General features: G+C 45.5%; 26 protein-coding genes. 16 read left to right on the top strand and 10 right to left on the bottom strand.

Translation table 11 applies throughout. From position 1 onward, the window contains the following. Positions 1-30 precede the first annotated feature (30 nt). The 4 genes from leuB to R7F64_RS07890 all read left to right on the top strand — a co-directional run bounded on the left by leuB (position 31) and on the right by R7F64_RS07890 (position 4,449). Positions 31-1,122, top strand: a complete 1,092-nt coding sequence (gene leuB / locus R7F64_RS07905; RefSeq protein WP_054579261.1) for a 3-isopropylmalate dehydrogenase — start codon at positions 31-33, stop codon at positions 1,120-1,122. A gap of 194 nt (positions 1,123-1,316) precedes the next feature. After that, positions 1,317-2,717, top strand: coding sequence for a 3-isopropylmalate dehydratase large subunit (gene leuC / locus R7F64_RS07900; RefSeq protein ID WP_005379681.1), 1,401 nt, complete (start codon positions 1,317-1,319; stop codon positions 2,715-2,717). 11 nt (positions 2,718-2,728) lie between these two features. Continuing rightward, complete coding sequence (gene leuD, locus R7F64_RS07895; protein WP_005383071.1) at positions 2,729-3,331, top strand: 3-isopropylmalate dehydratase small subunit; 603 nt, start codon at positions 2,729-2,731, stop codon at positions 3,329-3,331. Positions 3,332-3,666: 335 nt separating this feature from the next. Then, positions 3,667-4,449: a DUF547 domain-containing protein gene (locus R7F64_RS07890; protein WP_017820269.1), complete on the top strand. Its 783-nt coding sequence runs from the start codon at positions 3,667-3,669 to the stop codon at positions 4,447-4,449. Between the two features lie 142 nt (positions 4,450-4,591). On the opposite strand, the gene djlA is transcribed toward R7F64_RS07890, so the two are convergent. Continuing rightward, positions 4,592-5,446, bottom strand: coding sequence for a co-chaperone DjlA (gene djlA / locus R7F64_RS07885; protein ID WP_005383076.1), 855 nt, complete (start codon positions 5,444-5,446; stop codon positions 4,592-4,594). Between the two features lie 266 nt (positions 5,447-5,712). Here djlA and lptD point away from each other — a divergent pair, with 266 nt between their 5' ends. From lptD to R7F64_RS07855, 6 genes are all read left to right on the top strand, one after another. Further along, positions 5,713-8,058: an LPS assembly protein LptD gene (lptD, locus tag R7F64_RS07880; RefSeq protein ID WP_064353593.1), complete on the top strand. Its 2,346-nt coding sequence runs from the start codon at positions 5,713-5,715 to the stop codon at positions 8,056-8,058. Between the two features lie 59 nt (positions 8,059-8,117). Then, positions 8,118-9,401: a peptidylprolyl isomerase SurA gene (surA, locus tag R7F64_RS07875; RefSeq protein ID WP_053306855.1), complete on the top strand. Its 1,284-nt coding sequence runs from the start codon at positions 8,118-8,120 to the stop codon at positions 9,399-9,401. Then, positions 9,391-10,389 carry a 4-hydroxythreonine-4-phosphate dehydrogenase PdxA gene (gene pdxA / locus R7F64_RS07870; protein ID WP_005383085.1) on the top strand — a complete coding sequence of 333 codons (999 nt, stop codon included), beginning with the start codon at positions 9,391-9,393 and terminating at the stop codon, positions 10,387-10,389. Before surA ends, pdxA begins: the two co-directional genes overlap by 11 nt. Next, complete coding sequence (gene rsmA, locus R7F64_RS07865; RefSeq protein WP_005379669.1) at positions 10,386-11,195, top strand: 16S rRNA (adenine(1518)-N(6)/adenine(1519)-N(6))-dimethyltransferase RsmA; 810 nt, start codon at positions 10,386-10,388, stop codon at positions 11,193-11,195. The genes pdxA and rsmA overlap by 4 nt, the downstream gene beginning before the upstream one ends. Before the next feature lie 75 nt (positions 11,196-11,270). After that, positions 11,271-11,651, top strand: coding sequence for a Co2+/Mg2+ efflux protein ApaG (gene apaG, locus R7F64_RS07860; RefSeq protein ID WP_005379668.1), 381 nt, complete (start codon positions 11,271-11,273; stop codon positions 11,649-11,651). A 15-nt stretch (positions 11,652-11,666) separates the two neighbouring features. Next, positions 11,667-12,473: a symmetrical bis(5'-nucleosyl)-tetraphosphatase gene (locus R7F64_RS07855; RefSeq protein ID WP_170893666.1), complete on the top strand. Its 807-nt coding sequence runs from the start codon at positions 11,667-11,669 to the stop codon at positions 12,471-12,473. A 269-nt stretch (positions 12,474-12,742) separates the two neighbouring features. Here the strand turns inward: R7F64_RS07855 and folA are convergent, their stop codons facing one another. The 6 genes from folA to rplU form a co-directional block, all read right to left on the bottom strand. Next, complete coding sequence (folA, locus tag R7F64_RS07850) at positions 12,743-13,222, bottom strand: type 3 dihydrofolate reductase (RefSeq protein WP_005379666.1); 480 nt, start codon at positions 13,220-13,222, stop codon at positions 12,743-12,745. Between the two features lie 9 nt (positions 13,223-13,231). Next, positions 13,232-13,705 (bottom strand): threonine/serine exporter family protein, encoded by a 474-nt coding sequence (locus tag R7F64_RS07845; RefSeq protein ID WP_005379665.1) that lies wholly within the window; start codon positions 13,703-13,705, stop codon positions 13,232-13,234. Continuing rightward, positions 13,705-14,505, bottom strand: a complete 801-nt coding sequence (locus R7F64_RS07840) for a threonine/serine exporter family protein (RefSeq protein ID WP_132936735.1) — start codon at positions 14,503-14,505, stop codon at positions 13,705-13,707. Before R7F64_RS07840 ends, R7F64_RS07845 begins: the two co-directional genes overlap by 1 nt. Before the next feature lie 195 nt (positions 14,506-14,700). Next, the gene (gene cgtA, locus R7F64_RS07835; RefSeq protein WP_005383091.1) at positions 14,701-15,876 is read right to left on the bottom strand and encodes an Obg family GTPase CgtA; all 1,176 of its coding nucleotides are present in this window, start codon (positions 15,874-15,876) and stop codon (positions 14,701-14,703) included. Positions 15,877-16,088: 212 nt separating this feature from the next. Next, complete coding sequence (rpmA, locus tag R7F64_RS07830) at positions 16,089-16,346, bottom strand: 50S ribosomal protein L27 (protein WP_005383095.1); 258 nt, start codon at positions 16,344-16,346, stop codon at positions 16,089-16,091. Between the two features lie 20 nt (positions 16,347-16,366). Further along, entirely contained in the window at positions 16,367-16,678 is a 312-nt protein-coding gene (gene rplU, locus R7F64_RS07825) for a 50S ribosomal protein L21 (protein ID WP_005383096.1), read from the bottom strand. Positions 16,679-16,934: 256 nt separating this feature from the next. On the opposite strand from rplU, the gene ispB reads away from it, so the two are divergent. After that, complete coding sequence (ispB, locus tag R7F64_RS07820; protein ID WP_025768368.1) at positions 16,935-17,906, top strand: octaprenyl diphosphate synthase; 972 nt, start codon at positions 16,935-16,937, stop codon at positions 17,904-17,906. Positions 17,907-17,999: 93 nt separating this feature from the next. Here ispB and R7F64_RS07815 read toward each other — a convergent pair whose 3' ends face one another. Together R7F64_RS07815 and mdh are read right to left on the bottom strand one after the other, a co-directional pair. Continuing rightward, the gene (locus R7F64_RS07815; RefSeq protein WP_005379661.1) at positions 18,000-18,191 is read right to left on the bottom strand and encodes a hypothetical protein; all 192 of its coding nucleotides are present in this window, start codon (positions 18,189-18,191) and stop codon (positions 18,000-18,002) included. Between the two features lie 113 nt (positions 18,192-18,304). Continuing rightward, positions 18,305-19,240: a malate dehydrogenase gene (gene mdh / locus R7F64_RS07810; protein WP_005379660.1), complete on the bottom strand. Its 936-nt coding sequence runs from the start codon at positions 19,238-19,240 to the stop codon at positions 18,305-18,307. 359 nt (positions 19,241-19,599) lie between these two features. On the opposite strand from mdh, the gene argR reads away from it, so the two are divergent. The 4 genes from argR (at position 19,600) to R7F64_RS07790 (ending at position 24,798) form a co-directional block, all read left to right on the top strand. Continuing rightward, positions 19,600-20,070: a transcriptional regulator ArgR gene (gene argR, locus R7F64_RS07805; RefSeq protein WP_005379659.1), complete on the top strand. Its 471-nt coding sequence runs from the start codon at positions 19,600-19,602 to the stop codon at positions 20,068-20,070. Positions 20,071-20,475: 405 nt separating this feature from the next. Then, entirely contained in the window at positions 20,476-21,444 is a 969-nt protein-coding gene (locus R7F64_RS07800) for a TAXI family TRAP transporter solute-binding subunit (protein WP_005379657.1), read from the top strand. A gap of 291 nt (positions 21,445-21,735) precedes the next feature. Further along, on the top strand, positions 21,736-24,315 hold the full coding sequence (locus tag R7F64_RS07795) for a TRAP transporter permease (RefSeq protein WP_171345715.1): 2,580 nt from the start codon (positions 21,736-21,738) through the stop codon (positions 24,313-24,315). Positions 24,316-24,360: 45 nt separating this feature from the next. After that, complete coding sequence (locus tag R7F64_RS07790) at positions 24,361-24,798, top strand: universal stress protein (RefSeq protein ID WP_005379654.1); 438 nt, start codon at positions 24,361-24,363, stop codon at positions 24,796-24,798. Positions 24,799-24,861: 63 nt separating this feature from the next. Here the strand turns inward: R7F64_RS07790 and R7F64_RS07785 are convergent, their stop codons facing one another. Beyond that, positions 24,862-25,938 (bottom strand): alkene reductase, encoded by a 1,077-nt coding sequence (locus R7F64_RS07785; RefSeq protein WP_318071580.1) that lies wholly within the window; start codon positions 25,936-25,938, stop codon positions 24,862-24,864. A 92-nt stretch (positions 25,939-26,030) separates the two neighbouring features. Between R7F64_RS07785 and R7F64_RS07780 the strand changes: the two genes are divergently transcribed. Further along, positions 26,031-26,978, top strand: coding sequence for a LysR family transcriptional regulator (locus tag R7F64_RS07780; protein ID WP_005379650.1), 948 nt, complete (start codon positions 26,031-26,033; stop codon positions 26,976-26,978). Positions 26,979-26,995: the final 17 nt, after the last annotated feature.

Below are 26,995 nucleotides of genomic sequence, written 5' to 3'. Positions count from 1 at the left end.
GCTCAAAATTAGAAAACTTAAAGGATTAACATGACAGACAAATCGTACAAAATTGCCGTCCTACCCGGTGACGGCATTGGCCCGGAAGTAATGGCGCAGGCACATAAAGTATTGGATGCAATCGAAAAGAAACATGGTATTGCGTTTGAGCGTGACGAGCATGATGTCGGTGGTATCGCGATCGACAACCACGGTTGCCCACTTCCAGAGAGCACAATAAAAGCATGTGAAGAGTCTGATGCAGTCCTATTCGGCTCGGTTGGCGGCCCTAAGTGGGAGCACTTACCACCAAACGACCAACCTGAACGTGGTGCCCTACTTCCACTACGCAAACACTTCCAACTGTTCTGTAACTTACGTCCAGCGCAAATTCACTCAGGTCTTGAAGCTTTCTCACCGCTACGTGCAGACATCTCGGGTCGCGGCTTTGACATCGTGGTAGTCCGTGAACTGACGGGTGGTATCTACTTCGGCCAACCGAAAGGTCGTGAAGGTGAAGGCGCAACAGAAAAAGCATTTGATACTGAGGTGTACCACCGCTTTGAGATCGAACGTATTGCAAAAATCGCTTTTGACTCTGCTCGTCTACGTCGCAAGAAAGTGTGCTCTATCGACAAAGCGAACGTTCTACAAAGCTCTATCTTATGGCGTGAAGTAGTCGAAGAAATCGCAAAAGACTACCCAGATGTCGAGTTGTCACACATGTACATTGATAACGCGACTATGCAGCTTATCAAAGACCCTGCTCAGTTCGACGTAATGCTGTGTTCAAACATCTTCGGCGACATCATTTCTGATGAATGCGCGATGATCACAGGCTCTATGGGTATGTTGCCTTCAGCAAGCCTAAACGAAAGTAAATTCGGTCTGTACGAGCCAGCAGGTGGCAGTGCACCAGATATCGCAGGTAAGAACATCGCTAACCCTGTGGCACAAATCCTGTCTGCGGCACTGATGCTACGTTATAGCCTAGGTGAGGAAACGGCGGCACAAGACATTGAAGCGGCAGTTTCAAAAGCACTATCAGCGGGTGAGCTTACGGGTGACCTTGCTGGTGACAACCCAGCACTTTCGACGTCTGAGATGGGCGATAAGATCGCTGAGTACATCTTAAACTCTTAATACAGAACAGATTCATAATAAATACTAAATCCTCTATCCACCAATGACTTACCTCTAAGTCATTGGTGCAATAGCAAGGCAGCAAGCCCATTTATATTAAGGCGTTTAGTTCGCTAAATAAGCTAAATAACTGGATAAACGGGTGTCGCTAACGCAGTTATTGCGGCAACGGCGATGAGGAAAGGAAGCAAACAATGGGCAAAACATTATACGAAAAAGTCTACGACGCACACGTTGCCGTCGCAGCAGAAGGGGAAAACCCAATCTTGTACATCGACCGTCACTTGGTACACGAAGTGACGTCTCCGCAAGCATTTGACGGCTTGCGTGAAAAAGGTCGTAAAGTGCGTCAGGTCAGCAAAACTTTTGCCACCATGGACCACAACGTTTCGACAACCACCAAAGACATCAACGCATCGGGTGAGATGGCTCGTATCCAGATGGAAACGCTATCGAAAAACTGTGAAGAGTTTGGCGTTACGCTTTACGACATCAACCATAAATACCAAGGTATTGTGCATGTTATGGGCCCAGAGCTTGGTATTACCCTACCGGGCATGACCATTGTTTGTGGTGACTCGCACACGGCTACACACGGTGCATTCGGCTCTCTCGCTTTTGGTATTGGTACATCAGAAGTTGAGCACGTATTAGCAACTCAAACGCTAAAACAAGCGCGCGCCAAAACGATGAAGATCGAAGTAAAAGGCAAAGTGGCTCCGGGTATCACGGCGAAAGATATCGTGCTAGCAATCATCGGTGAAACTACAGCAGCTGGCGGTACAGGCTACGTGGTTGAATTCTGTGGTGAAGCGATCACTGACCTTTCAATGGAAGGCCGCATGACCGTATGTAACATGGCGATAGAGCTAGGTGCGAAAGCCGGTTTGATTGCGCCAGATGAAACCACGTTCGAATACATCAAAGGCCGTAAATTCTCACCTCAAGGTGCCGACTTTGATGCAGCAGTAGAATACTGGAAGACATTAAAAACTGACGATGATGCTCAGTTTGATGCAGTCGTGACGCTAAACGCAGCAGACATTAAACCACAAGTCACTTGGGGTACTAACCCAGGCCAAGTGATCGCGGTAGATCAACCTATCCCAGCACCAGAAAGCTTTGCCGACCCAGTAGAAAAGGCATCGGCAGAAAAAGCATTGGCTTACATGGGCCTAGAGGCAGGCAAGTCATTGTCTGATTACAACGTCGATAAAGTCTTCGTTGGTTCTTGTACTAACTCACGTATCGAAGACATGCGCGCAGCCGCTGAAGTAGCGAAAGGTCGCAAAGTCGCGCCTCACGTTCAAGCGCTGATCGTTCCTGGCTCTGAGCAAGTAAAAGCGCAAGCAGAAGCGGAAGGCTTGGACGTTATCTTTAAAGAAGCGGGCTTTGAGTGGCGCCTACCAGGTTGCTCGATGTGTCTAGCAATGAACAATGACCGTTTGGGCCCACATGAACGTTGTGCGTCTACTTCAAACCGTAACTTTGAAGGCCGCCAAGGTCGTGATGGCCGTACCCACCTAGTGAGCCCTGCGATGGCAGCGGCAGCAGCAATTGCTGGTCACTTTGTAGATATTCGTGAACTAGACTAAGGAGCAAACCAATGTCAGGCTTTAAACAACACACAGGCTTAGTTGTTCCTCTAGATGCAGCGAACGTTGATACTGATGCCATCATTCCAAAGCAGTTCCTACAAAAGGTCTCCCGCCTAGGGTTTGGTAAGCACCTATTCCATGACTGGCGCTTCCTAGACGATGCTGGCGAACAGCCAAATCCAGAGTTCGTGATGAACGCACCTCGCTACCAAGGCGCGTCTATCTTGCTGGCTCGTGAAAACTTCGGCTGTGGCTCATCTCGTGAGCACGCACCGTGGGCACTAGCGGATTACGGCATCAAAGCGATGATCGCACCAAGCTTTGCCGATATTTTTTACGGCAACTCGATCAACAACCAAATGGTGCCAGTTCGTTTGACTGAACAAGAAGTGGATGAAATCTTCCAGTTTGTTGAGGCAAATGAAGGTGCAGAAGTCGAGGTCGACCTAGAAGCGAATGTCGTTCGTGCCAACGGCAAAGAATATGGTTTTGAAATCGATTCGTTCCGTCGTCATTGCTTGCTAAACGGTTTGGACAACATTGGCCTAACCCTTCAACACGAAGATAAGATTGCTGAGTACGAAGCGAATATTCCAAGCTTCTTGCGTTAAGACGCGTTAGTAAATACACAAATCAAGGGCTGGCAATTGTCGGCCCTTGATTTGTTTTGGGTGACTGATCTCATATCGCTTTGCTTACGGAATGCCGAACGCCTCTGTTGAAATTCGTCATCCTGAACAGCGACGAAGGAGCGTGATTCAGGATCGACTACCAGAGCGCACTGTACAGATTCATACTGTCTTTACTCAAGAGTTTGTGGATATTAGATTCCTGATATCGCTTATGCTCCTCGGAATGACAGCGAATAAAGGCCACTGATTACTGAAAGAAAACAAGCACTAAACTGGTCTACACTATCAACAATATCTCATTCAAAGGTATCTCTATGAAGCGTCTGTTATTGCTGTTGTGTGCTCTGGTTTCTTTCTCGACATTGTCCGCGCCTAAATCCGACTTATGGCCATATTGGAAACAATCGAATCAAGCCAACCAAACCCAAATTTCTCATCAAGAATGGCAACAACTGCTCGATACTTATTTAGTTGAACAAGGCGAGAATACCTTGTTTCGTTATAGCCAAGTCTCCTCTGTCGATAAAACTAAGCTGAAACAATACATCCAGCGTTTGGCAAAACTAGACCCTCTACAATACAACCAAGCAGAGCAATATGCCTATTGGGTAAACCTTTACAACGCCATCACGGTAGATCTTATTTTGGATAACTATCCAGTCGAATCAATCACCAAGCTAGGTGGTTTATTTAGCTTTGGTCCTTGGGGAGACGATGTGGTCGTGGTCAATGGGAAGGATCTAACTTTAAACGATATTGAACATCGAATTTTGCGTCCAATTTGGAATGACCCAAGAACGCATTACGCGGTTAACTGTGCCAGCCTAGGATGCCCTAATCTGCAATCTCAAGCATTCACTGCTGGCAACACGCAAGCTCTACTGGATAGTGCCGCCAAAACATTTATCAACAGCAGCAAAGGCGTATCTATCCAAGGTAACACGGCACAGCTGTCTTCTATTTATGATTGGTTTGCAACGGACTTTGGTGGAGAAAAACAAATCTTCAAACACATCGCAAAGTACGCACCGCAATACAAAAACTTCTCTGGCAAAGTGAAATACGAATACGATTGGGACTTGAATCAAGCCAACTAAACTGGGGGATGTGAGGTCAATTAGCATTAGGGACATAATAGGCCAAAAGCTAAAGACACCGGCAACTCAAAGACTAAGACATGAAAAAAAAGGGCACTGAGTGCCCTTTTTTACATCCAAATGTTTGATAGAAAACGTCCGACTACTTAAAGCCTTTAACCTTCTTAATAAGATCGTAAGCGTTTTGAATCTCTTGAGATTTCTCTTTCGCGACGTTCATCATCTCTGGTGGTAAACCTTTAGCCATCAATTTGTCCGGGTGATGCTCGTTCATCAGTTTACGATAAGCACGCTTAACGGTTTTACTGTCGGCATCTGAAGACACATCCAGAATTTTGTACGCGTCGGCCAACTGATCCGCTTGTGAAGCTTGTTGCCAGCTACCACCAGAAGATTGGCCTTGATGCTGACCATGAAAACCACCCTGGCTTTGGAAACGGAATGCGGCTTCTTGCATTTGCAAGCGACGCTCTAGCTGCTCAGAAGAGAAACCCAAACCACGTGCTATTTTGTGTAACACATTTCGTTCACTAGGATGAATCGAGCCATCTGCAAAGGCCGCCGAGATTTGCAGCTCTAAGAAAAATTGCAACAAGTCAAAGCGACCAGCTGTCGAAATTTTCACACGAACAAGAACGTCTTCTAACGGAAAGTCGCTGTCTTTACCTTCACGAAACGCGTCTTGCGCTGCGCGACGCTGTTCGCCATGCAAATTCATGCGGTCCATCATGGCTGAGGCAAGTTGGATTTCCTCTTTGGTGACTTGGCCTTTCGCTTTTGCCACATGTCCCATTACCGCAAACGCCGCTTTAAAAAACTCTTCTTGGCGCTGAGCTTGACTTGGCCCTTTTCCAAAGCCGCCAGTAGAGAACCCGGCTTGACTCAAGCGACGTGCTTTATCGAATTGATGGCCAATAAATAAGCCAAAGAGTAAACCTAGCGGCCCGCCAAGTAACAAGCCAAAAAAGGCACCCAGAATTTTGCCAAAAATATGCATTATGTGTTCTCTATCAATGAATTTTTATCGACGACGGCGGTCTTATAGTGCCGGATGCAACGATTTCCTTTATGATAATGGAATTAGTTTTATTTCGGCTAGGCCATTTCGCCTGCTTATCTTTGCAGCTATTTTGTCGTCATTATGCCACAGTGAATCAATACGCTGGGATAAATGCGACTATAGTTGATTCATTTGGCTATTACGCTAGGGTACAACAAGCCCTATAGCCATCGAGTAGTAGTGACACAGGAAAGTTCAATTCAATGCAACATTTCTCCCGCACATTTTTAGCGGCCTCTATCAGCACCGCCTTGTTTGTACCCACCACTCAAGCTGAAGCGAATATCCATGATAGTGTGCAGGAAATGCCCGCCACAGATCAATGTTTGGTCGATACAAGTGGCGAGGAGGACGCTCTTAATACCCCAGTAGTGGTAGAAGCTGACACCCTGCAAGCCATCAATGGTGACAAAGCTCAGTACTCAGGTAATGTACAAGTCACCCAAGGCCAGAAGAAAATTACCGCAGATAGCGTAACGCTGCACCAACAAGACAACGTCGTGGTTGCCGAAGGCAACGTGACTTTCAATGACGGCCAAGTCAAAGCTCGATCTGATCGTGTTACTAACGACATTAATCAAGATACGTTTTCGCTTGAGAACACCGATTATCAGTTCCTTTGCCAACAAGGCCGAGGCACTGCAGCCTATATCGCTCGCACAGGTCAGTCGGTTTATGAACTCGAAGACGGCTCTATCACATCGTGCCCTCAAGGCGATAATTCATGGCGATTGGTTGCGTCAGGCATCGATGTTGACCAAGATGAAGAGACAGCGACGCTGCATCATCCTCGATTTGAAGTGTTAGATGTGCCTGTTTTCTATGTGCCGTATCTAACCATGCCAATTGGAGATACGCGCAAAACGGGTTTCCTCTTCCCTTCTTTATCGTACGGTTCTAGTGATGGTATGGAAGTCGAGGTGCCATTCTATTGGAACATCGCGCCTCAATATGACATGACACTCACCACGCTCTATATGCAGCAACGTGGTACAAAACTCGATACTGATTTCCGCTATCTAACAGATGGTTGGGGAAATGGGGAAATCAAAGGCGAATACCTCAATAGTGATCGCAAATATCAGGACGAGTCTCGTTGGGGCTACCAAGTTAAACACGACGGTATCATCAATAAACAGTGGATAGTCAAAGTCGATTACTCAAAAGTGAGTGATATTGATTACTTCCTCGATCTCGACTCCGACATTGGTAACCGTGAAGATGGTCAACTGGTTCAAGAAGGACAAGTACAATATCGTTCTGGCTTCTGGGATGCCTCGTTAACCGTTCGTGACTTCCAAATCTTATTGAAAGAAGAGAACCGCCCTTATCGCCTGCTTCCTCAGTTAGACTTGAACTACTACACGCCGTTGTGGGGAGATTACCTTAACTTTGACGTGAAGAGCCAAGTCAGCCGCTTCGATACCAGCGATGCTGCGCGACCAAATGCGACCCGTGTTCACATTGAACCAGGGCTTACATTACCACTCTCAAACTCATGGGCAACGTGGACAACAGAAGCGCGTGTGCTCTCTACGTATTACTCTCAAGACTTAACGGGTTTGACAGATGTAAACCTGCAAAACCAGTTGGATGATGAAGTTTCTCGTGTTATTCCTGAGTTCCGTACGCATGCGCAACTTTACTTAGAGCGAGATACAAGCTGGATCAAGGGCTACACACAAACACTGGAGCCTCAGCTGCAGTACTTGTACGTACCTGAAGAAGATCAAACCAACATCTACAACTACGATACCACCTTGCTACAAACCGACTACTACGGGCTATTCCGCAGTCGTAAGTACAGTGGCATTGATAAAATCGCCTCGGCGAACCAGTTAAGCTACGGTGCGAGTACTCGCTTCTTTGATGATGACTATAAAGAGCGTCTTAACGTTTCATTTGGTCAGATTTACTACTTCGATAAAAAGACCAAACTGAGCAACAGCCCAAATCTTCCGGATGAGACAACCAATTACTCATCATGGGCAATTGAAGCTGATTTCAACTACAACGATTACTTGTTCTATCACGGTGGAATTCAATACGATATTGATTTGAGCTCCATGCAGTTGGCAAACAGTACCTTGGAATACCAATTCAACGGCGGCTTTATTCAGGGTAACTATCGCTACGTTACGCGTGAATACATCGAAGATACGATCATTCTCGAAAACCTAGACACAATTACTCGTAAAGGTATTTCTCAAGCAGGTATTGTAGCGGCCTACGAGTTCAACCCGAACTGGTCTGCGAGTGGTCAATACTACTACGACCTCAATGAAAATGCGGACCTAGAATGGTTAGCGAGCCTACGTTACCAATCTGACTGTTGGTACATTGGCGTCACTTACTCAAACCAATTGCTTGGTTGGGAAGACCAAGCTATCGGCAGCACCGGGGCATCACCTGAATACGAAAATAACTTCAGCGTTAACTTCGGTATTCAAGGCTTTGCGACCAACCAGCGTGAAGACACTGCTGTCAAAGAACTGGATGGTTCTGACAACGCGATTAAGTACGGCCGCCCATTCTATCTGAACAATTAATCAAAATAGGCGTCTTAAATGAATAAGACGCCTATTCAAAAATACTGACGGAATTTTAAATGAAAATTTGGAAATCAATCTTATTCACGACCCTACTCTCTTGCGGAGCGGTTGCAGCACCAGTAGAGATCGATAAGGTTGCGGTCATCGTGAACGACGGTGTAGTTCTACAAAGCGACATCGAAACAGCGATGAAAACGCTGCAAGCCAACGCACGTCAAAGTGGAAAGAGCTTACCTTCTACCAGCGTATTAAAAGAACAAGTTGTTGAAAAACTTATTATTGACACGTTGCAAGGCCAAGAAGCAGACCGTATTGGTGTGCGTATTGACGACAACCGTTTAAACCAAGCGATTGCAGAGATCGCACGTAATAATGAGCAAACAGTAGAACAACTCGCCGCTTCTGTAGAAAGTGAAGGTTTAAGTTACCCAGAATTCCGCGAACAAATTCGTAAGGAAATCGCCGCATCAGAAGCTCGCAATGCACTGGTTCGTCGCCGTATTAATATCCTTCCAGCAGAGGTCGATAGCCTTGCTGAGCAACTATCACAAGAAACCAATGCGACTGTTCAATACAAAATTGGGCACATTCAACTGCGCTTCTCTGACGATAAAGAAAAGTCAGCTGTAGAAGCAGAAGCTAAAGCGCTCGCGAAAAAGCTAAACGAAGGTGCAGACTTTACGGAGATGGCCTACACCTACTCAAAAGGTCCTAAAGCTTTACAAGGTGGTGACTGGGGCTGGATGCGTAAAGAAGAGATGCCAACCATCTTTGCTGATCAGATCAAGATGCAAAACAAAGGCAGCATTATTGGTCCATTCCGTAGTGGCGTTGGTTTCCACATCCTAAAAATAGAGGATGTAAAAGGCCTAGAAACGGTTGCGGTAACGGAAGTAAATGCGCGTCATATTTTGATTAAACCAACAGTGATTCTGAGCGACGAAGGGGCGAAGAAGCAACTGAATGAATTTGTACGCCGCATCAAAGCCGGTGAAGCAACGTTCGCTCAATTGGCAACACAATACAGTCAAGATCCTGGCTCGGCAGCACAAGACGGTGAACTAGGTTACCAAACACCAGATCTTTACGTGCCAGAATTCAAGCACCAAGTAGAAACTCTGCCAGTTGGCTCAATCAGCGAACCGTTCAAAACCGTTCACGGCTGGCATATCGTTGAAGTGTTGGATCGTCGCCAAGTTGACCGTACTGACTCAGCGATGAAGAACAAAGCTTACCGTATTCTATTTAACCGTAAATTTAATGAAGAAGCGGGCGCATGGATGCAAGAGCTACGCGCAAGTGCGTTTGTTGAAATCGTGGATGACAACAATGACAACTAATACAATTCGTAGAATTGTCGTAACCGCAGGGGAACCTGCGGGTATCGGCCCAGACTTAGTGCTTGCCCTATCGAAAGAAGATTGGGCGCACCAAATTGTCGTCTGTGCCGATAAGAATATGCTGACGGAGCGAGCCAAGCAGCTTGGCATCGAAGTCCAACTGTCTGATTACAATCCAGAAGAAGCACCTAAAGCACAAAAAGCGGGCACGCTTATCGTTGACCATATCCAAATATCGGAACCTGCGGTCGCAGGCGAGCTCAATGAAGCGAATGGCCACTATGTACTAAAAACGCTAGAAAGAGCGGCTTTAGGCTGTATGAATGATGAATTTGATGCTATTGTCACCGGCCCTGTTCATAAGGGGGTGATTAATCGCGCAGGTGTTGCATTCAGTGGTCATACTGAATTTTTCGCCGAGAAGTCACAAACGCCGCTAGTCGTAATGATGCTAGCAACGGAAGGACTACGCGTGGCGCTGGTTACAACACATATTCCTTTAGCTTATGTGTCCAAAGCTGTCACCGAAGAGCGATTAGAAAAAATCATCGATATTCTTCATAAAGACCTTGTAGAAAAGTTTGCTATCGCACAACCAAACATCTACGTTTGCGGGCTTAACCCTCATGCTGGCGAAGATGGCTGCTTAGGTCGTGAAGAGATCGAGACCATCACTCCGACACTGGAAAAAATTCGACAAGAAAAAGGTATCAACCTGATCGGCCCTCTTCCGGCTGATACCATTTTCAATGAAAAATATTTAAATGATGCTGATGCTGTTTTAGGCATGTACCATGATCAAGTATTGCCAGTATTAAAATACAAAGGCTTTGGTCGTTCAGTAAATATTACTCTTGGTCTACCTTTTATTAGAACATCGGTGGACCACGGTACTGCATTAGATCTGGCAGGGACAGGTCAAGCGGATACAGGGAGTTTCCGAACAGCGCTCACGCATGCGATAGATTTGGTAGAGAAGAAACAATGAGAAATGATGTCCATTTAGGACACAAAGCGCGTAAACGTTTTGGTCAAAACTTCCTGAACGATCCATACATTATTGATGGAATCGTATCAGCGATTAACCCAAAACCAGGTCAAAACCTGGTTGAAATCGGTCCTGGTCTTGGTGCAATCACTGAGCCAGTAGGTCGTGAAGTGGATAAGTTCACAGTTATCGAATTAGACCGCGATCTGGCGGAACGCCTACGTACTCACCCTGAACTGGCAGATAAGTTGACCATCCATGAGGGTGACGCTATGCGTTTTGACTTCACTCAACTAGTGAAGCCAAACAACAAGCTGCGCATTTTTGGTAACTTGCCGTACAACATCTCTACACCATTGATGTTCCACCTTTTTGAGTTCCATAAAGACATTCAAGACATGCACTTTATGCTGCAAAAAGAAGTGGTAAACCGCTTAGCCGCCGGCCCTGGCAGCAAAGCTTACGGCCGTTTGACGGTAATGGCTCAGTACTACTGTAAAGTGGTACCAGTACTGGAAGTACCGCCAACGGCATTCGTTCCACCACCGAAAGTGGATTCTGCCGTTGTTCGTTTAGTGCCTTACGAAGAGCTGCCATGCCCGGCGAAAGATCTGCGTTTGCTCGATCGCGTTTGTCGTGAAGGCTTTAACCAACGTCGTAAAACAGTTCGTAACTGCTACAAATCGTTGTTAAGCACAGAAGTACTAGAAGAGCTAGGTGTTAATCCAAGCATGCGTCCAGAGAACCTGACGCTAGAACAATTCGTCGCAATGGCGAACTGGCTTGCGGATAACCCGCAGCACTAAGAACTCAAACAATGAGCCAAACCCTTGTAGGTTTGGCTTATTATTATTGGGATATTACGTTTCTGAGGAGTGCACATGGACGTCATTCAACCTTGCATCAAAATTCAAGTTCACACCAAATACATCGAAGAACAGTCCAACCCAGAGCTACAACGCTACGTTTTCGCTTATATCATCACCATCAAAAACCTTAGCCAGCAAACCGTACAGTTAGTGAGCCGCCGCTGGCTAATCACAGACTCGAACGGCAAGCAAATGACGGTTGAAGGAGACGGAGTTGTAGGCCAGCAGCCCTTTATTCCAAGCAATGATGAATACACGTATAGTAGCGGAACCGCGTTAGAAACCCCTGTCGGCGTTATGCAAGGACACTACAAAATGCTGGATGAGAAAGGGCAAGAGTTCATCACCGAAATCGAACCATTTCGCTTGGCTGTTCCAAATGTTTTAAATTAGTAAATTGGAGATTCAGTGGCTACCTATATTGTTGGTGACATCCAAGGCTGTTTTGATGAATTGCAGCGACTACTAGAAAAAGTATCTTTCTCTGCGAAAAAAGACCAACTTTGGCTTGCTGGTGATTTGGTCGCCAGAGGGCCTAAATCACTAGAAACGTTACGCTTTGTGAAGTCACTTGGCGCAAACGCAATCGTGGTGCTTGGTAATCACGACCTTCACCTTCTCGCAGTGGCTCACGGGATAAAAAAGGTCAAAGACAAAGATAAAACCGCACCTATTTTCACGGCCCCTGACAAAGAGGAACTACTGACATGGCTAGCTCAGCAACCTCTAATGGCCGAGCATGACGAGTTCGTGATGTGTCACGCTGGCATATCACCGCAGTGGAATCTAAAAACAGCGAGAAAGTGTGCCCGTGAAGTTGAGCGCATCATCCAAAGTGAAGAGCTGCCTTGGCTATTAAAAAACATGTACAGCAATCAACCGGATTCCTGGGATGACTCTCTACAGGGTTTGGACCGATACTGTTATATTATCAATGCTTTTACGCGGATGCGCTTTTGTTTCCCTGATGGTCGTTTGGATATGGATTGTAAATTGCCACCGCAACAAGTTTCCGGTAACGAACTTATTCCATGGTTTGATGTGCCTAAACGTATCCACTTAAACAAAGCGGTGCTCTTTGGGCACTGGGCTGCACTGCAAGGTTATATGAACAGCGAAGTCATCGGGCTAGATACTGGCTGTGTTTGGGGCGGAAGCCTAACCATGATCCGTTGGGAAGATAAGAAAATTTTTACTCAGGATGCGTTAAGTTAAACACTGAATAACAGTCGATAATCCATAGTAGGAGGAATACCTGTCACTTAACACCTCCTGTAGGGTCATTCCAACGAGCCTTAACGAGACTAGAAATCTAATATCCTCGCGCTGCGAATAGATAGAAATACCTTTGACAACAAAGTACTCGTATAGAGGCTCCTGAATCTCGCTCTTTCGTCGCTTTTCAGGATGACGGTAGGTTGGGATGGCCGCTCGCTGTTATACGAACGGCATTACCGTATTAACTACGCGGTGTTAATCTCGAATTACTTTTCTAACACAGTAAAGCGCATGTTGTAGGCGTTCTTCTCATCGGCTTGATACATTTCTGAGTAAGTTTCCTTAAACTCGTCTCCCCAATCTGGGAACTGAGTATCACCATCAATGGCCGCTTCAATGTGTGTTACATACAGTTTATTGGCCATAGGCAGACAAGTGGTGTAAATCGCACCACCACCAATGATCATCACTTCTTCCACATCACCTGCGACTTCCAGAGCCTGCTCAATCGATGTTACGGTAGTGACACCTTCGATCTTTAGTGTCTCATCACGGCTAATAACAATATTCAAGCGACCAGGTAAAGGGCGACCAATAGACTCATAGGTTTTGCGTCCCATCACAACCGGTTTTCCCATGGTACAACGCTTAAACCAAGCGAAATCGGCGGGAAGATGCCAAGGCATTTGATTGTCTTTGCCAATGATGCGATTGTCGGCCATCGCGGCAATCATACTAATGATCATGTTAGGTCCTTATACAATTGGTCTGCGGCGATAGAATAACAGCCCCGGAACCGCAAGACCAACTGCTAAACCTGCAATAATAAACATGGCCTTAAGAAAGTTTTCCATACAGGTTGCGACAAGCTCGGGTGAGTAGCCAACATGATTGATTTCTACCATAGCGATCATTGCTTTGTACGCAAACACACCCGGCACCATCGGGATCAAAGCAGCCACAGTAAACACTTTTGGATGCGCGAGAAAACGGTGAGACCAGTACACACCAATCATCCCAACTAACGTCGCGGCAAAAAAGGTTGCCCACTCAATAGGAATGCCAAACTGCATCATCAAGTAGCGGCTACCATGACCAATCGCACCACCAACAGCGCAATACACTAAAGCTCTTTGTGGCACGTTAAAAACCAATGCAAATCCTACGGCGGGAATCGCCGCAAAAAACATGTCATTCAACAGGCCAAACATCAAATCAAATAAACTCATTAGATAGCCCACCCCCAAATTCCAGTTACACTCATCGCAGCAACGATCCCCAAACATGTCGCCAACGTTAGTAAACTAGCCATCACAAATCGAGCAATCCCCATATTAATGTGGCCTTTCAACATATCTGCGACAGAGTTAATGAGTGGGAAACCAGGTACAAGCATTAATACTGACGATGCCATTGCTACGGTAGGTAGATTACCGACTTGGTAAATTTCCGCCTGTGCTGAAATTAAGGTAGTCACAAAAGCGGTCGCAGCAAAGTTCAATAGAGGGTTGAAATGACGATGACCAATTTCTTGGCGAACGATCATGCCACCAGCTGAAGCTAAAAAGGTCATGATGAAGACTCCCCAATCACCACCAGCTAGATGACTGAATGCCGCACAAGACAAGCCAATCATAAACACCACCAACCAGCGGTTATAACGCTCTGGACTGATAGCGTTCAGCTTTTTCTGCGCCATGGTTGCATCGAGCAAACCACGTTCCATCATGATACAGATTCGTTGAATTTGCGTAATAACGCGCATATTGATGCCACGATCAGCGCAGCTTCGGGTGGTGGTGATGCAATGCCCATCCATTACCGTCGTCACAACCAATGCATTAGCTGATAGTGCTACCGCAACTTCATTCACCCCACAAGCAAGGCCAATACGACGCATAATATCGCTCACAAGAGTACTTTCAGCACCATGAGCAAGTAGCATTTGTCCGGCTTGGGCGACAAGACGAGAAATCGATCGTTGAGTAGATACCGCCAACTCTCTAGGCGGTATGGTTTCTAGAGTCATAAATAAGTCTAATTCCTTTTAGGGTGTTACTCATTCATACGCGCGAGGGCCAAACTAACCCTCAAAAAACACGACGTATCGGTTATTGTGCCGTAAATCACATCACCTAAATATGATTTAGATACAAAAAAAGCCGCAATAAATAATTGCGGCTTAATGAATTATAGGCAAACAGGCATTGTTTGACCGTTCTGATTAGTCACGAACGTAGACAACGTGACCGTCATCTTCTTCATCGTCCCAGTCATCCCAATCGTCGTCGTCATCTTCAGTGATAACGTCTTTACCCGCCATCGCATCTTTATGGTAATCATCCCACATGAAGTTTACTTTATCTTCTTCAGCCACTTCTTCCTCTTCGCGAGGTAGGTTATCCATAAAGTCAGCCAGTTTGTAACAAAGCTCTTTAGTACCGTTACGATTGATCGCCGAGATCTTAAAGTACTCGTCTTCCCAACCTAGTGCGTCTAAGATTTCTTGGATCTTCTCATTCGCTTCTTCTTCAGGCATTAGATCAACTTTGTTGAACACTAACCAGCGCGGCTTACTTGCCAGTTTCTCGCTGTATTGTTCTAGTTCATCAATGATCGTCAATGCATTTTGCACCGGATCGGACTGATCAATAGGCATAATATCGATCATGTGCAGCAACACTCGACAACGCTCTAAGTGCTTCAAGAATCGAATACCAAGGCCAGCGCCATCTGCTGCACCCTCGATCAAACCAGGGATGTCTGCAACAACAAAACTTTTCTCTGGTACGACACTTACGACACCCAAGCTTGGGATCAAAGTCGTGAATGGGTAATCAGCGACTTTCGGTTTTGCTGCTGATACTGCGCGGATAAAGGTTGATTTACCAGCATTAGGTAGACCAAGCATACCCACATCAGCAAGAAGCAATAGCTCAAGACGAATTTCGCGTACTTCACCTTTTGTACCCAATGTTCTCTGACGAGGCGCGCGGTTTACTGAAGATTTGAAACGCGTGTTACCTAGACCGTGCCAACCGCCTTTTGCGATCATCACTTTCTTACCGTGTTCAGCAACTTCCGCCACGATTTCATTTGTGTGGATATCCACAGCGCGCGTACCCACAGGTACACGAAGAACGATGTCTTTACCACGCTTACCTGTACAGTTACCACCGCGACCGTTTTCACCACGCTCAGCTTCGTAGAAGCGCTGGAAACGGTAATCAATCAGGGTATTTAGGTTTTCATCGGCTTGGATATAAACATCACCACCGTCACCGCCATCACCGCCATCAGGGCCACCTTTAGTGATGAATTTTTCACGCCAGAAACTGACAACGCCACTACCGCCATCACCAGCCTGAACTTTTACTACCGCTTCATCTACGAACTTCATCTTTTACTCCGACTACTTCGTGCGTGGATTAAATCTTACTATGTCATCCGACAATTTTAGCAGATGACAGATCTAAGCTCCCAGATTCAAATCGCTTAGGATCTTAGCGAGAAACTTCGATATGTCGACTACCACAAATAAAAAACCCCGCCGATTCGGCAGGGCTTTTGAATTCAGCTTAAAGCTATTAAGTAATTTGGTTAAAAACCTAATTACTCAGCTTCGATGCTTACAAACTTACGGTTCTTAGGACCTTTCACTTCGAACTTCACTTTACCTTCAGTAAGAGCGAATAGAGTGTGGTCTTTACCGATACCTACGTTGTTACCAGCGTGGAACTTAGTACCACGTTGACGAACGATGATGTTACCTGCAAGTACAGATTCACCACCGAAACGCTTAACACCTAGACGTTTGCTTTCTGAATCGCGGCCGTTACGAGTAGAACCACCAGCTTTTTTGTGTGCCATTGTTAAACTCTCCTAATAGATTAAGCGTTGATACCAGTGATCTTCACTTCAGTGAACCACTGACGGTGACCCTGTTGCTTACGAGAGTGCTTACGACGACGGAACTTAACGATTTTAACTTTATCGCCACGACCGTGTTGTACAACTTCAGCAACAATTTTGCCGCCCTCTACAAGAGGAGCACCAACTTTGATGTCTTCGCCGTTAGCAACAAGAAGAACTTTATCAAATTCTACAGTTGCACCAGTTTCAACGTCTAATTTCTCTAAACGAAGAGTTTGACCTTCGCTTACACGGTGTTGTTTACCACCAGATTGGAAAACAGCGTACATATTTTACTCCGCTTTTTCCGCACAGCCTTTCTTGAGGGTGTGCGCTAAACTAATCATCAATAGGGCGCAGATTCTACAGAATAGATGCTCCTATGACAAGCCATATTTTGAAAAAATTGGCGAAAAGCTAATCGCCAAAGAAAAGTGCGGCAATCATGCCCTTTAGTAATGTATTAATCAACGTTTTTTAGTGTATTATTCGACAATTATATAAATCGAATAAGCCTTGCAGGGTCTAACTTCAGCCGGATATACGATGGATTTTAAAACTATCCAAGCGCTTACTGCCGATGACATGGCAAAAGTGAATGAAACAATTCAAGCCCAACTTAATTCTGATGTCTCTTTAATCAACCAGCTCGGTTTTTATATCGTGAGTGGTGGAGGCAAACGTCTAAGACCGCTTTTAGCGATACTGTCAGCCCGTGCACTTGGTTACCAAGGCAATGGTCATACAATGGCAGCTGCGTTTATTGAGTTTATCCATACAGCGACTTTGCTGCATGATGACGTGGTAGATGAATCAGACATGCGCCGTGGTAAAGCCACTGCGAATGCAGCATTTGGCAATGCGGCTAGCGTATTAGTTGGGGACTTTATCTATACACGCTCATTTCAGATGATGACAGAACTAGGATCCATGAAGATCCTTAAACTAATGAGCAATGCCGTAAACGTGATCGCCGAAGGTGAAGTACAGCAGTTGATGAACTGTAACGACCCTGACACGACAGAAGAAAGCTACATGCAAGTCATCTACTCTAAGACTGCGCGCTTATTTGAATCCGCAACTCAAATCGGTGCAATCTTAAATGATGCTCCTGAGCATGTTGAAATCGCAATGCAAAATTACGGTAAGTATCTAGGCACTGCGTTTCAGCTCATTGATGACGTCATGGATTACACTTCTGATGGCGAAGACATGGGTAAAAATGTGGGTGATGACTTGGCCGAAGGCAAGCCAACTTTACCTCTACTCCATGCTATGCGTAATACCACACCAGAAAACTCAATCATGATTCGTGAAGCGATTGAGAAAGCGAATGGCATGGATCGCTTAGAAGAAATTCTTGCGGTCATGAAAGAAGCAGGCTCTCTGGAATACACAACGCAAAAAGCTCTAGAAGAAGCAGACAAAGCAATCGCAGAACTATCAGTGTTGCCAGAGTCTGAATACAAACAAGCGCTTGTTACTCTGGCTCATGTCGCTGTACAACGCACGAAGTAATCAATAGCTACCCATAACGCAAGGCTTATAGCTAAAAGGAAGAGCATGCTCTTCCTTTTTTACGTTTGATACCTAATGACGACGCCCGAGGCGCTAGTAATATCTGTCACTACCGCCATGCAGTTGTGGATCATCTTCTATTTCATCAAAGCTAACGGCGAGCTGCTGTTCAGTCCCTTGTTTGGACAACAATACCGTCTCTGCTTCATGGTCGACCACTAATATCGTACCGACGCCTTGTTGGCACTCAACAACCATGCCTTTACGGATTCGACTCGCTTCCATCATCTTCTCCTTCACTACGTGGTTTTATTCGACCATTTTTACGAAGTTGAGAAATCAAGGATCAAAAAAGCCGATCAAAATGATCGGCTTTCTTCTTATATAGGCTTTCTAGATTACTTTGCGAATTCAACACCAATGTTGATGTCGCCATTTAGTGTTTCTAGCATACCGTCTAATGCAGACTTTTCGTAATCGCTGAGTTTGCCGTAGCTTAGTACTTCTTCAACGCCTTCTTTACCCAGTTTCACAGGTTGCGCGAAGTACGTCGCGTGTTCGCCGTCGCCTTCAACGTAAGCGCACTCAACTACGCCTTCTTCACCTTGAAGAGCACGAACCAGAGACAGACCAAAGCGACATGCAGCTTGGCCCATTGATAGTGTTGCACTACCACCACCCGCTTTCGCTTCTACAACTTCAGTACCTGCATTTTGAATACGTTTCGTTAATGCTTCTACTTCTTCAGCTGTAAACTCAACACCTTCTACTTGAGACAGTAGAGGTAAGATCGTTACGCCAGAGTGACCACCAATAACTGGCACGCGAACGTCACCTGGATCTTTGTCTTTTAGCTCAGCAACAAACGTTTCTGAACGGATAACATCCAACGTTGTTACACCAAATAGACGACGCTTATCATAAACACCCGCTTTTTTAAGAACTTCAGCAGCAATTGGCACTGTTGTATTTACAGGGTTTGTGATGATACCAACACAAGCTTTCGGACAAACAACCGCAATCTTCTCCGCTAGCGATTTAACGATACCAGCGTTTACATTAAATAGATCCGCACGATCCATACCTGGCTTACGCGCAACACCAGCAGAAATTAGCACAACATCCGCGCCTTCTAGTGCTGGAGTAGGATCTTCACCAGCGTAACCTTTGATAGAAACTGGCGTAGGGATGTGGCTAAGATCAGCGGCCACACCAGGAGTTACTGGAGCAATATCATATAGGGCTAGATCAGAACCAGCAGGAAGACGGTTCTTAAGTAGAAGGGCCAGGGCTTGACCGATGCCACCAGCGGCACCAATAACGGCTACTTTCATGTAGTTCTCCTTGAGAGTATTTCTCTTATAAACGTATTCGTAGGGTAGTTTGTAACCAACTTAAATAAAGCTATCGGAATCACAACTTGATTACAATCAATTAACGCTAGCTTTGCGACCTCGCGCAACTCGCTGTTACCGTGCTACAAATGGGGCTTGGATTATTCTTTTATTCTGTTGAAATGACAAGGAATTCAAGAAAACAGATACAGCCCTACTTCAGCGCGCTAAAGAATTCTATGTGGTATATAGTTTACAGTGACGCATCTAACATAATCCTGGGACTCTTTGGCACCGCCTGAATATATATGCGAGAATATGCAAAATTGCTTACCCGTAATAAGAGATTTGTAATGACTATGCGCAATTCAGAAAAACAAGACAACTTAGTTCGCGCCTTTAAAGCCCTGTTAAAAGAAGAAAGCTTTGGCTCACAGGGCGAGATTGTTGACGCACTCAAACAGCAAGGGTTTGAGAGTATCAACCAATCTAAAGTCTCACGTATGCTGACTAAATTTGGCGCCGTCCGTACGCGCAATGCAAAAATGGAAATGGTTTACTGTCTTCCTGCTGAGCTAGGTGTCCCAACAGTCAGCAGCTCTCTGCGTGAACTGGTACTAGACATCGATCGTAACGCAGCGTTAGTAGTAATTCACACCGGCCCAGGTGCAGCGCAGTTGATTGCTCGCTTGCTTGATTCACTCGGTAAATCCGAAGGTATTCTTGGTGTTGTCGCGGGTGACGATACCATTTTCATTACGCCAACCATGGCAATTACGACTGAGCAACTCTTCAAATCAGTGTGCGAGCTGTTCGAATATACTGGTTAAGTTCTATAAAGCTTCAATCAGCTAACTCATTGTGGGTTATAAAAGAAGTCTCATTTTGTAGCCCATAATTTATGTAAATTTTTTGCTTACTCCGCTCATTCTTTAACCATCCGTTTTGTGATTAACATCACGCAATTGATCTTTTTCATTTCAGTCACTAAACGTTAATTAAGTAATTGTTATAAAAAGAATTAAATCACAAATTGAATCCTATCCCCTGATACAAAATTCAGACTTATCAACTATAACATTTAACAATTGGATAATTTTCTGCCAATTTTTTGTTATGATTCGCTCGCTTTTTCAAACGATTGGATTGAAAAAGGTGCCGTTTCCAAATAGGAAACTCCAGAAGTGATTTATGGTTATTTCCGGGTAAATAATGAATATAAGGAAGGGAAATTCATGGCATTTAACAAACTTCTCAAAGTAGGCGCTATCGCTGCAGCCGTAATGGGCGCAGGCGCAGTTAACGCTCAAGAGTTTATTACCATCGGTACTGGCTCTGTGACTGGTGTTTACTACCCAACTGGTGGTGCTATCTGTAAGTTGGTAAATAAAGGTCGTAAAGACCACAACATCCGTTGTTCAGTAGAATCGACTGGTGGCTCAATTTACAACGTTAACACTATCCGTGCAGGCGAATTAGATTTTGGTATCGTGCAATCGGATTGGCAGTACCACGGCTACAACGGTACGAGCAAGTTTGAAGAACAAGGCCCGTACAAGAAGCTACGCGCAATGTTCTCTCTTCATACAGAACCTTTCAACATCATTGCGCGTGCAGATTCAGGTATTGAAAACGTTGAAGACCTGAAAGGTAAGCGCGTAAACATCGGTAATCCAGGCTCTGGTGACCGTGCAACGATGGGCGTTGTCATGGAAGCGATGGGTTGGACAAACGACAGCTTCAAATTGGCGTCTGAGCTAAAAGGCTCTGAACGCTCTCAGGCACTTTGTGATAACAAAATTGACGCCTTCATTTACATGGTCGGCCACCCGAACGGTTCAATCAAAGAAGCAACCACATCATGTGATGCGAAGCTAGTTTCAGCAACAGGCCCTAAAATCGATAAAATTGTTGCCGACAACCCATACTACGCCTTTAGCTCAGTACCGGCTGGTATGTACCGCGGTACAGACAAAGACGTAAACAGCTTTGGTGTTGCAGCAACAATGGTAACGACCTCTGATGTTTCAGACGATGTCGCTTACAACGTGGCAAAAGCTGTGTTTGAAAACTTTGATACCTTCAAACGTCTACACCCTGCATTCGCAAACTTGAAGAAAGAAGACATGGTGAAAGCTGGTCTTTCTATTCCTCTTCACCCAGGTGCAGAAAAATACTACAAAGAAATGGGTCTAATTAAGTAATTTCCTCAGACTCTACATACAGGCAGGAAAGAATATTTTCTGCCTGTTTGAGCATACAGGTTGTAGCACGTTCTAACTGTATGCTTCATTCGCCAGTTTTCTTCTGATAACTGCGAGCTCATACCCAAGAAAACTTAAACGCCGCCTAACAGAGTATCCAACAATCAACACTTTGAGTTCAGGCAGCAAAATACTCGAAAGCAAACTTCGCTCCATTCACTACACTGATAGAGGCGAAGTGTGGTTCTCGATAAAAATCAGACAGGACCATCAATAATAAGGAAAAAGTACATGGCGACGAATCAAGCTCCGTCACAAGATGTGCAAGAAATGGTGGCTCAGGCAGACACAGGTGCACGTAGCCCTTCGGGAATGCAAGGACGAATCCTTTGGTTTGTTCCTCTGTGTTGGTCACTATTTCAATTATGGTACGCATCCCCGTTACCATTTATTTTCAATTTTGGCGTACTGAACGACACGGAAGCGCGATCTATCCACCTTACTTTCGCGATCTTTTTGGCTTTCACTGCTTATCCAGCGATGAAGAATTCTCCTCGCGATCATATCCCTCTTGTTGATTGGATACTCGCGTTGGCTGGCAGCTTTTCAGCAGCCTATATATACCTTTTTTATACCGAGCTAGCAGGACGCTCAGGCGCACCGACAACGGTTGATATCGTTGTTGCTGTTATCGGTATGCTCCTCCTTTTAGAAGCAACACGCCGAGCACTTGGTCCACCATTAATGGTCGTGGCTGCTGTTTTCCTTACTTACACCTTTGCAGGCCCTTACATGCCTGACGTTATCGCGCACAAAGGGGCAAGCTTGAACAAGGCCATGTCTCACTTGTGGCTAACAACAGAAGGCGTTTTTGGGGTTGCGCTAGGTGTTTCTACCTCTTTTGTCTTCTTGTTTGTATTGTTTGGAGCAATGCTGGAACGCGCTGGTGCCGGTGCTTACTTCATTAAAGTTGCCTTCTCGTTGCTTGGCCATATGAAAGGTGGTCCAGCTAAAGCGGCCGTTGTTGCATCAGGTTTATCTGGTCTGGTTTCTGGTTCTTCAATCGCAAACGTAGTAACAACTGGCACCTTTACCATTCCACTGATGAAGCGTGTTGGCTTTCCCGGCACAAAAGCGGGTGCGGTAGAGGTAGCGGCTTCAACCAATGGTCAGTTAACACCGCCAATCATGGGTGCAGCAGCATTTTTGATGGTGGAATACGTCGGTATCTCCTACGTTGAGGTGATTAAAGCTGCCCTACTTCCAGCGCTAATCTCTTATATTGCTTTAATTTACATTGTTCACCTTGAAGCATGTAAAGCAGGCATGACAGGCCTTCCTCGTCGCCACAACCCAACACTAGTACAAAGTCTGCTGTCCTTTACTGGCACAATCTTAGGATTGTGTGTGATCAGCGCATTGGTTTACTACGGAGTGGGTTGGACAAAGGACGTCTTTGGCGATGCCGCGACACCAATTGTTACCGTCGCACTATTAATCGCGTACGTTGGGTTGGTGAAAGTCTCAGCAAATCACGTGCAAGATGGCGCAATTGAGATTGATGCAGAATTAACAGAAGTACCTGATCCTGGCCCAACCGTTAAGTCAGGCTTGCACTACCTACTCCCTATCGTCGTATTAGTTTGGTGTTTGACTGTCGAACGTTTCTCACCTGGCCTTTCGGCATTCTGGGCAACGGTGTTCATGATTTTCATTTTGCTTACTCAACGTCCGTTGATTGCACTGCTGTCAAAGCAAGGTGACATGCTTCAGCAAACCAAAGATGGCTTTGTCGATCTTGCCGAGAGCTTAGTTTCTGGTGCGCGTAATATGATTGGTATCGGCGTTGCAACCGCGGCAGCGGGCACCGTTGTTGGTGTTGTTACACTAACGGGTATCGGCCTAGTGATGACCGACTTCGTCGAGTTTATCTCTGGTGGCAGTATCATTCTTATGCTGCTGTTTACCGCCATCATTAGCTTGGTTCTGGGGATGGGTCTGCCAACAACGGCGAACTACATCGTGGTCTCTACGCTAATGGCGCCGGTTATTGTTACGCTCGGCGCGGCGCATGGCTTGATTATTCCGTTGATAGCGGTGCACTTGTTCGTTTTCTACTTTGGTATTTTGGCCGACGATACCCCACCTGTAGGTCTTGCAGCTTTTGCAGCAGCCGCAATTGCGAAATCAGATCCAATTCGTACCGGTATCCAAGGTTTTACTTACGATATTCGAACCGCTATTTTGCCGTTCATGTTTGTGTTCAATACCCAGTTATTGTTAATGGGGATCGACTCTTGGTGGCATTTGGCACTCACGGTCATCTCATCGATCATTGCAATGCTGATATTCTCTGCGGCAACTCAAGGGTGGTGGTTCACGCGTAACAAGTGGTGGGAAACAGTCCTATTATTAGTACTGACGTTTTCGTTTTTCCGTCCAGGTTTTTGGTGGGACATGCTGTACCCAGCGAAAGTTCTTTCTCCTGGCGTTGAGGTAGCTCAAATCACGGAAACACTAAATGTAGGAGAATCATTGGAGTTACGTGTTGCCGGTGAAAACCTTGAGGGCGACTACATTGAGAAAACGGTTCGTCTTCCATTCGAAGACAGTGCGACAACAGCAGACGCACGTATTTCATCTATGGGTCTGATGCTGACCGAAAGTGACAAAAAAATGATTGTCGATATGGTTGAATTTGGTAGTCCAGCAGAGTCCGCAGGTATCGACTTTGATTGGGAAATCAAGTGGGTTATCCAGGATGCAGACCGTCCGATGAAAGAGTGGGTGTTTGTACCATGCTTAATGATTTTGCTGGTGCTTGCCATGAACCAAAAACGTCGTGCTCGTAAGGAACAATTGAGCGCATAACCGATTTGGCCCCGAGGATAAAGGGGCCTTAATGAGAGACATTGAATGTACAAACAAATTCTTGTTCCGGTTGATCTAAATGACCAAGGCTTTTCAGACCGAGCGGTTGAACTAGCGGTTTGGCAGGCAAAGCAAGCAAATGCTCAAATCCATCTTCTGACGGTACTACCTGGTATTCACATGTCGATGGTTGCCACATACTTTCCGAAAGATGCTGCGGCCAAAATGAAGCAAGACGTGAAGCAGCAACTAAAAACTTTCGCTAATGAGCATATTGCTGAAGATGTGGTTTACCAAGTGCATGTTGCTGAAGGCAAGGCCTACGCGACCATTCTTGATTATGCAGAACGTTTAGGCGCTGATCTCATCATTATGCCAAGTCACAAGCGCTCTAAAATCAATAAAGTAATGCTTGGCTCTGTCGCGAGTAAGGTTGTGGAATATTCTCCAATCAATGTGATGGTCGTAAAACCGCAAGGCTAAGTAAATACAGAAACGAAAAAGGACGCTAACATTAGCGTCCTTTTTATATTAAACAAGTAAGGGTTATGCCATCATTGGGTAATCGGTATAACCTTCTGCTCCACCCAAATAAAAGTGTTCTGGTTTCGCCTCATTAAGAGGTGCATTTTTCTTAAATCGCTCAACTAAATCTGGGTTTGCGATAAAGGGAACGCCAAATGCGACCACATCAACTTTGTTTTCTGCAATTGCTGTTGCCGCTTCTTGTGCACTGTAGCCCACGTTCGCCATTAAGTGACCTTTATAGTTTTCGCGTGCTGGCTTGAGAACATCTGCTTTTTGTACGCCTTTCAGATCCGCACGCATCACGTGCCAATAAGCAAGATCGAAAGAATTAAGTTGCTCTGCTAAGTAACGCACCAAGCCAACTGGATCACTGTCTTTCATGTCATTAAATCCATTTAGCGGAGATGTACGCAGACCGACTCTTCCAGGTCCCCACACCTCAACGACTTCTTTCACTATCTCAAGTAAAAATCGAGCACGATTTTCAACCGAGCCACCGTATTCATCGGTACGTAAATTTGAACCGTCACGAAGGAAGTTATCAATAAGATAACCATTGGCGCCATGTATCTCGACCCCATCAAAGCCGGCTTTCTTGGCGTTTTCTGCACCTTGTTTAAACGCCGCAACAATGGAAGCTATCTCATCCACTTCGAGTGCTCGTGGTACCGTATATGCTTGCTTACCCGAAGGGGTATGGACTAATTCATCACGAATGGCCAATGCGCTCGCCGCTACAGGTGTTTTTCCTTCATTCAGATCAGGATGACAAGCTCGTCCCGCATGCCAAATTTGCAGTACAATCTTACCGCCTCTCTCATGAACCGCATCCGTTACCTTTTTCCAAGCTGCGATTTGCTCTTCGCTGTAAATGCCCGGCTCTGCCATGAAAGCAGACGTACCTTCTATCACCATGGTGCATTCAGCAATGATAAGTCCGGCACTCGCACGTTGAGCGTAGTATTCAACCATAAGGTCATTAGGAATATGGTCCGCACCAGCACGAGCTCGCGTTAAAGGCGCCATAATGGCACGGTTATCTAATGCTAATTGACCGAGTTCGATAGGAGAAAATAAGTCTACAGAGTTGGACATGTTGTTTACCTCAAATGACAATAACTTGATGGCTAAGGATGAGGTGCCAGACTATAATCAGATTAATATTGAAACAATATGGATAATTGAAAGTGATTGTTCGCAATTTAGAAACAATTGACTTTAGAACGCTTTCTATCTTTGTCACAAGCTGTCGACTACTGAGCTTAACCAAGTGCGCACTGGAGTTAAACCTACCAAAATCTACTGTTAGCAAAGCCATAACCAAACTCGAACAACACTTTGAAGCCAAACTGCTAGAGCGCACAACCCGAAAGTTAGTGATCACCGAAGCTGGCCAAATGGTTTTAGAGCGTGCTGCAAGCTTAGTTGAGGAATTCCACTCAATTGGCCATGACGTTCAGGAGATGGAACAACAGATCCAAGGCCGGCTGCGTATTTCCGCGCCACCAGCGTTGGATGCGTATATGGCGGAGCACATCTTTTTGCCATTTTTAAAACAATGGCCAAAAGTACAAATTGCGTTAGAAGCATCGAACGATTTTGTTGATCTGTTTTCACACGGCTTTGATATGGCAATTAGAGTCGGTCAGATAGTTGATGATCGATTAATCGCGAAAAAATTAGGCTATACCACTCGAGTCCTGGCTGCTAGCCCTGAGTATTTAGCTGAGTTCGGCGTACCTGAAACGCCAGAAGACCTGACAAAACATAACTGTTTGAGGTATCAATATGTTTCAGAAATAGGACCTTGGACGCTGATCTCACACGATAATACCGTCAATGTTTCAATAACCAGTAACTTCTCAAGTACAACTGTAGAAGCAATATTGAAAGGCGCACTTAAAGGACTAGGCATCGCGAACTTACCTGTGCAGAACATGACGCAAGAGCTAGAAAGTGGCACCTTAGTCAGAGTGTTACCGCAATGGCACACGGTACCAATGCCTATTTATTTAGTGTATCGTCCTGGAGCAAACCGCCCACGGCGTGTACAAGCAATGATTGACCATATCATGAGCTTAAGATCTCAATTTGAATTTGGCCCTCGGCATGGTTTGTGTTGCGGAGAAGCATAACCTAGCAACTATCAGGC

Origin of the sequence: Vibrio sp. Vb1980 (assembly GCF_033338615.1) — a bacterium.
Lineage (GTDB): Bacteria > Pseudomonadota > Gammaproteobacteria > Enterobacterales > Vibrionaceae > Vibrio > Vibrio alginolyticus.
This window is presented reverse-complemented; position numbering and strand designations above follow the sequence as displayed.

What these genes read in the sequence shown, in the direction of transcription:
- rsmA (WP_005379669.1), top strand. Translation starts at nt 10,386, where the DNA reads ATGAGAAATGATGTCCATTTAGGACACAAAGCGCGTAAACGTTTTGGT.
- folA (WP_005379666.1), bottom strand. Translation starts at nt 13,222, where the DNA reads ATGATCATTAGTATGATTGCCGCGATGGCCGACAATCGCATCATTGGC.
- cgtA (WP_005383091.1), bottom strand. Translation starts at nt 15,876, where the DNA reads ATGAAGTTCGTAGATGAAGCGGTAGTAAAAGTTCAGGCTGGTGATGGC.
- R7F64_RS07785 (WP_318071580.1), bottom strand. Translation starts at nt 25,938, where the DNA reads ATGTCCAACTCTGTAGACTTATTTTCTCCTATCGAACTCGGTCAATTA.
- surA (WP_053306855.1), top strand. Translation starts at nt 8,118, where the DNA reads ATGAAAATTTGGAAATCAATCTTATTCACGACCCTACTCTCTTGCGGA.
- R7F64_RS07890 (WP_017820269.1), top strand. Translation starts at nt 3,667, where the DNA reads ATGAAGCGTCTGTTATTGCTGTTGTGTGCTCTGGTTTCTTTCTCGACA.
- R7F64_RS07795 (WP_171345715.1), top strand. Translation starts at nt 21,736, where the DNA reads ATGGCGACGAATCAAGCTCCGTCACAAGATGTGCAAGAAATGGTGGCT.
- argR (WP_005379659.1), top strand. Translation starts at nt 19,600, where the DNA reads ATGCGCAATTCAGAAAAACAAGACAACTTAGTTCGCGCCTTTAAAGCC.
- djlA (WP_005383076.1), bottom strand. Translation starts at nt 5,446, where the DNA reads ATGCATATTTTTGGCAAAATTCTGGGTGCCTTTTTTGGCTTGTTACTT.
- leuB (WP_054579261.1), top strand. Translation starts at nt 31, where the DNA reads ATGACAGACAAATCGTACAAAATTGCCGTCCTACCCGGTGACGGCATT.
- lptD (WP_064353593.1), top strand. Translation starts at nt 5,713, where the DNA reads ATGCAACATTTCTCCCGCACATTTTTAGCGGCCTCTATCAGCACCGCC.
- R7F64_RS07800 (WP_005379657.1), top strand. Translation starts at nt 20,476, where the DNA reads ATGGCATTTAACAAACTTCTCAAAGTAGGCGCTATCGCTGCAGCCGTA.
- R7F64_RS07815 (WP_005379661.1), bottom strand. Translation starts at nt 18,191, where the DNA reads ATGGAAGCGAGTCGAATCCGTAAAGGCATGGTTGTTGAGTGCCAACAA.
- R7F64_RS07845 (WP_005379665.1), bottom strand. Translation starts at nt 13,705, where the DNA reads ATGAGTTTATTTGATTTGATGTTTGGCCTGTTGAATGACATGTTTTTT.
- pdxA (WP_005383085.1), top strand. Translation starts at nt 9,391, where the DNA reads ATGACAACTAATACAATTCGTAGAATTGTCGTAACCGCAGGGGAACCT.
- R7F64_RS07840 (WP_132936735.1), bottom strand. Translation starts at nt 14,505, where the DNA reads ATGACTCTAGAAACCATACCGCCTAGAGAGTTGGCGGTATCTACTCAA.
- ispB (WP_025768368.1), top strand. Translation starts at nt 16,935, where the DNA reads ATGGATTTTAAAACTATCCAAGCGCTTACTGCCGATGACATGGCAAAA.
- R7F64_RS07790 (WP_005379654.1), top strand. Translation starts at nt 24,361, where the DNA reads ATGTACAAACAAATTCTTGTTCCGGTTGATCTAAATGACCAAGGCTTT.
- mdh (WP_005379660.1), bottom strand. Translation starts at nt 19,240, where the DNA reads ATGAAAGTAGCCGTTATTGGTGCCGCTGGTGGCATCGGTCAAGCCCTG.
- rplU (WP_005383096.1), bottom strand. Translation starts at nt 16,678, where the DNA reads ATGTACGCTGTTTTCCAATCTGGTGGTAAACAACACCGTGTAAGCGAA.
- leuC (WP_005379681.1), top strand. Translation starts at nt 1,317, where the DNA reads ATGGGCAAAACATTATACGAAAAAGTCTACGACGCACACGTTGCCGTC.
- rpmA (WP_005383095.1), bottom strand. Translation starts at nt 16,346, where the DNA reads ATGGCACACAAAAAAGCTGGTGGTTCTACTCGTAACGGCCGCGATTCA.
- apaG (WP_005379668.1), top strand. Translation starts at nt 11,271, where the DNA reads ATGGACGTCATTCAACCTTGCATCAAAATTCAAGTTCACACCAAATAC.
- leuD (WP_005383071.1), top strand. Translation starts at nt 2,729, where the DNA reads ATGTCAGGCTTTAAACAACACACAGGCTTAGTTGTTCCTCTAGATGCA.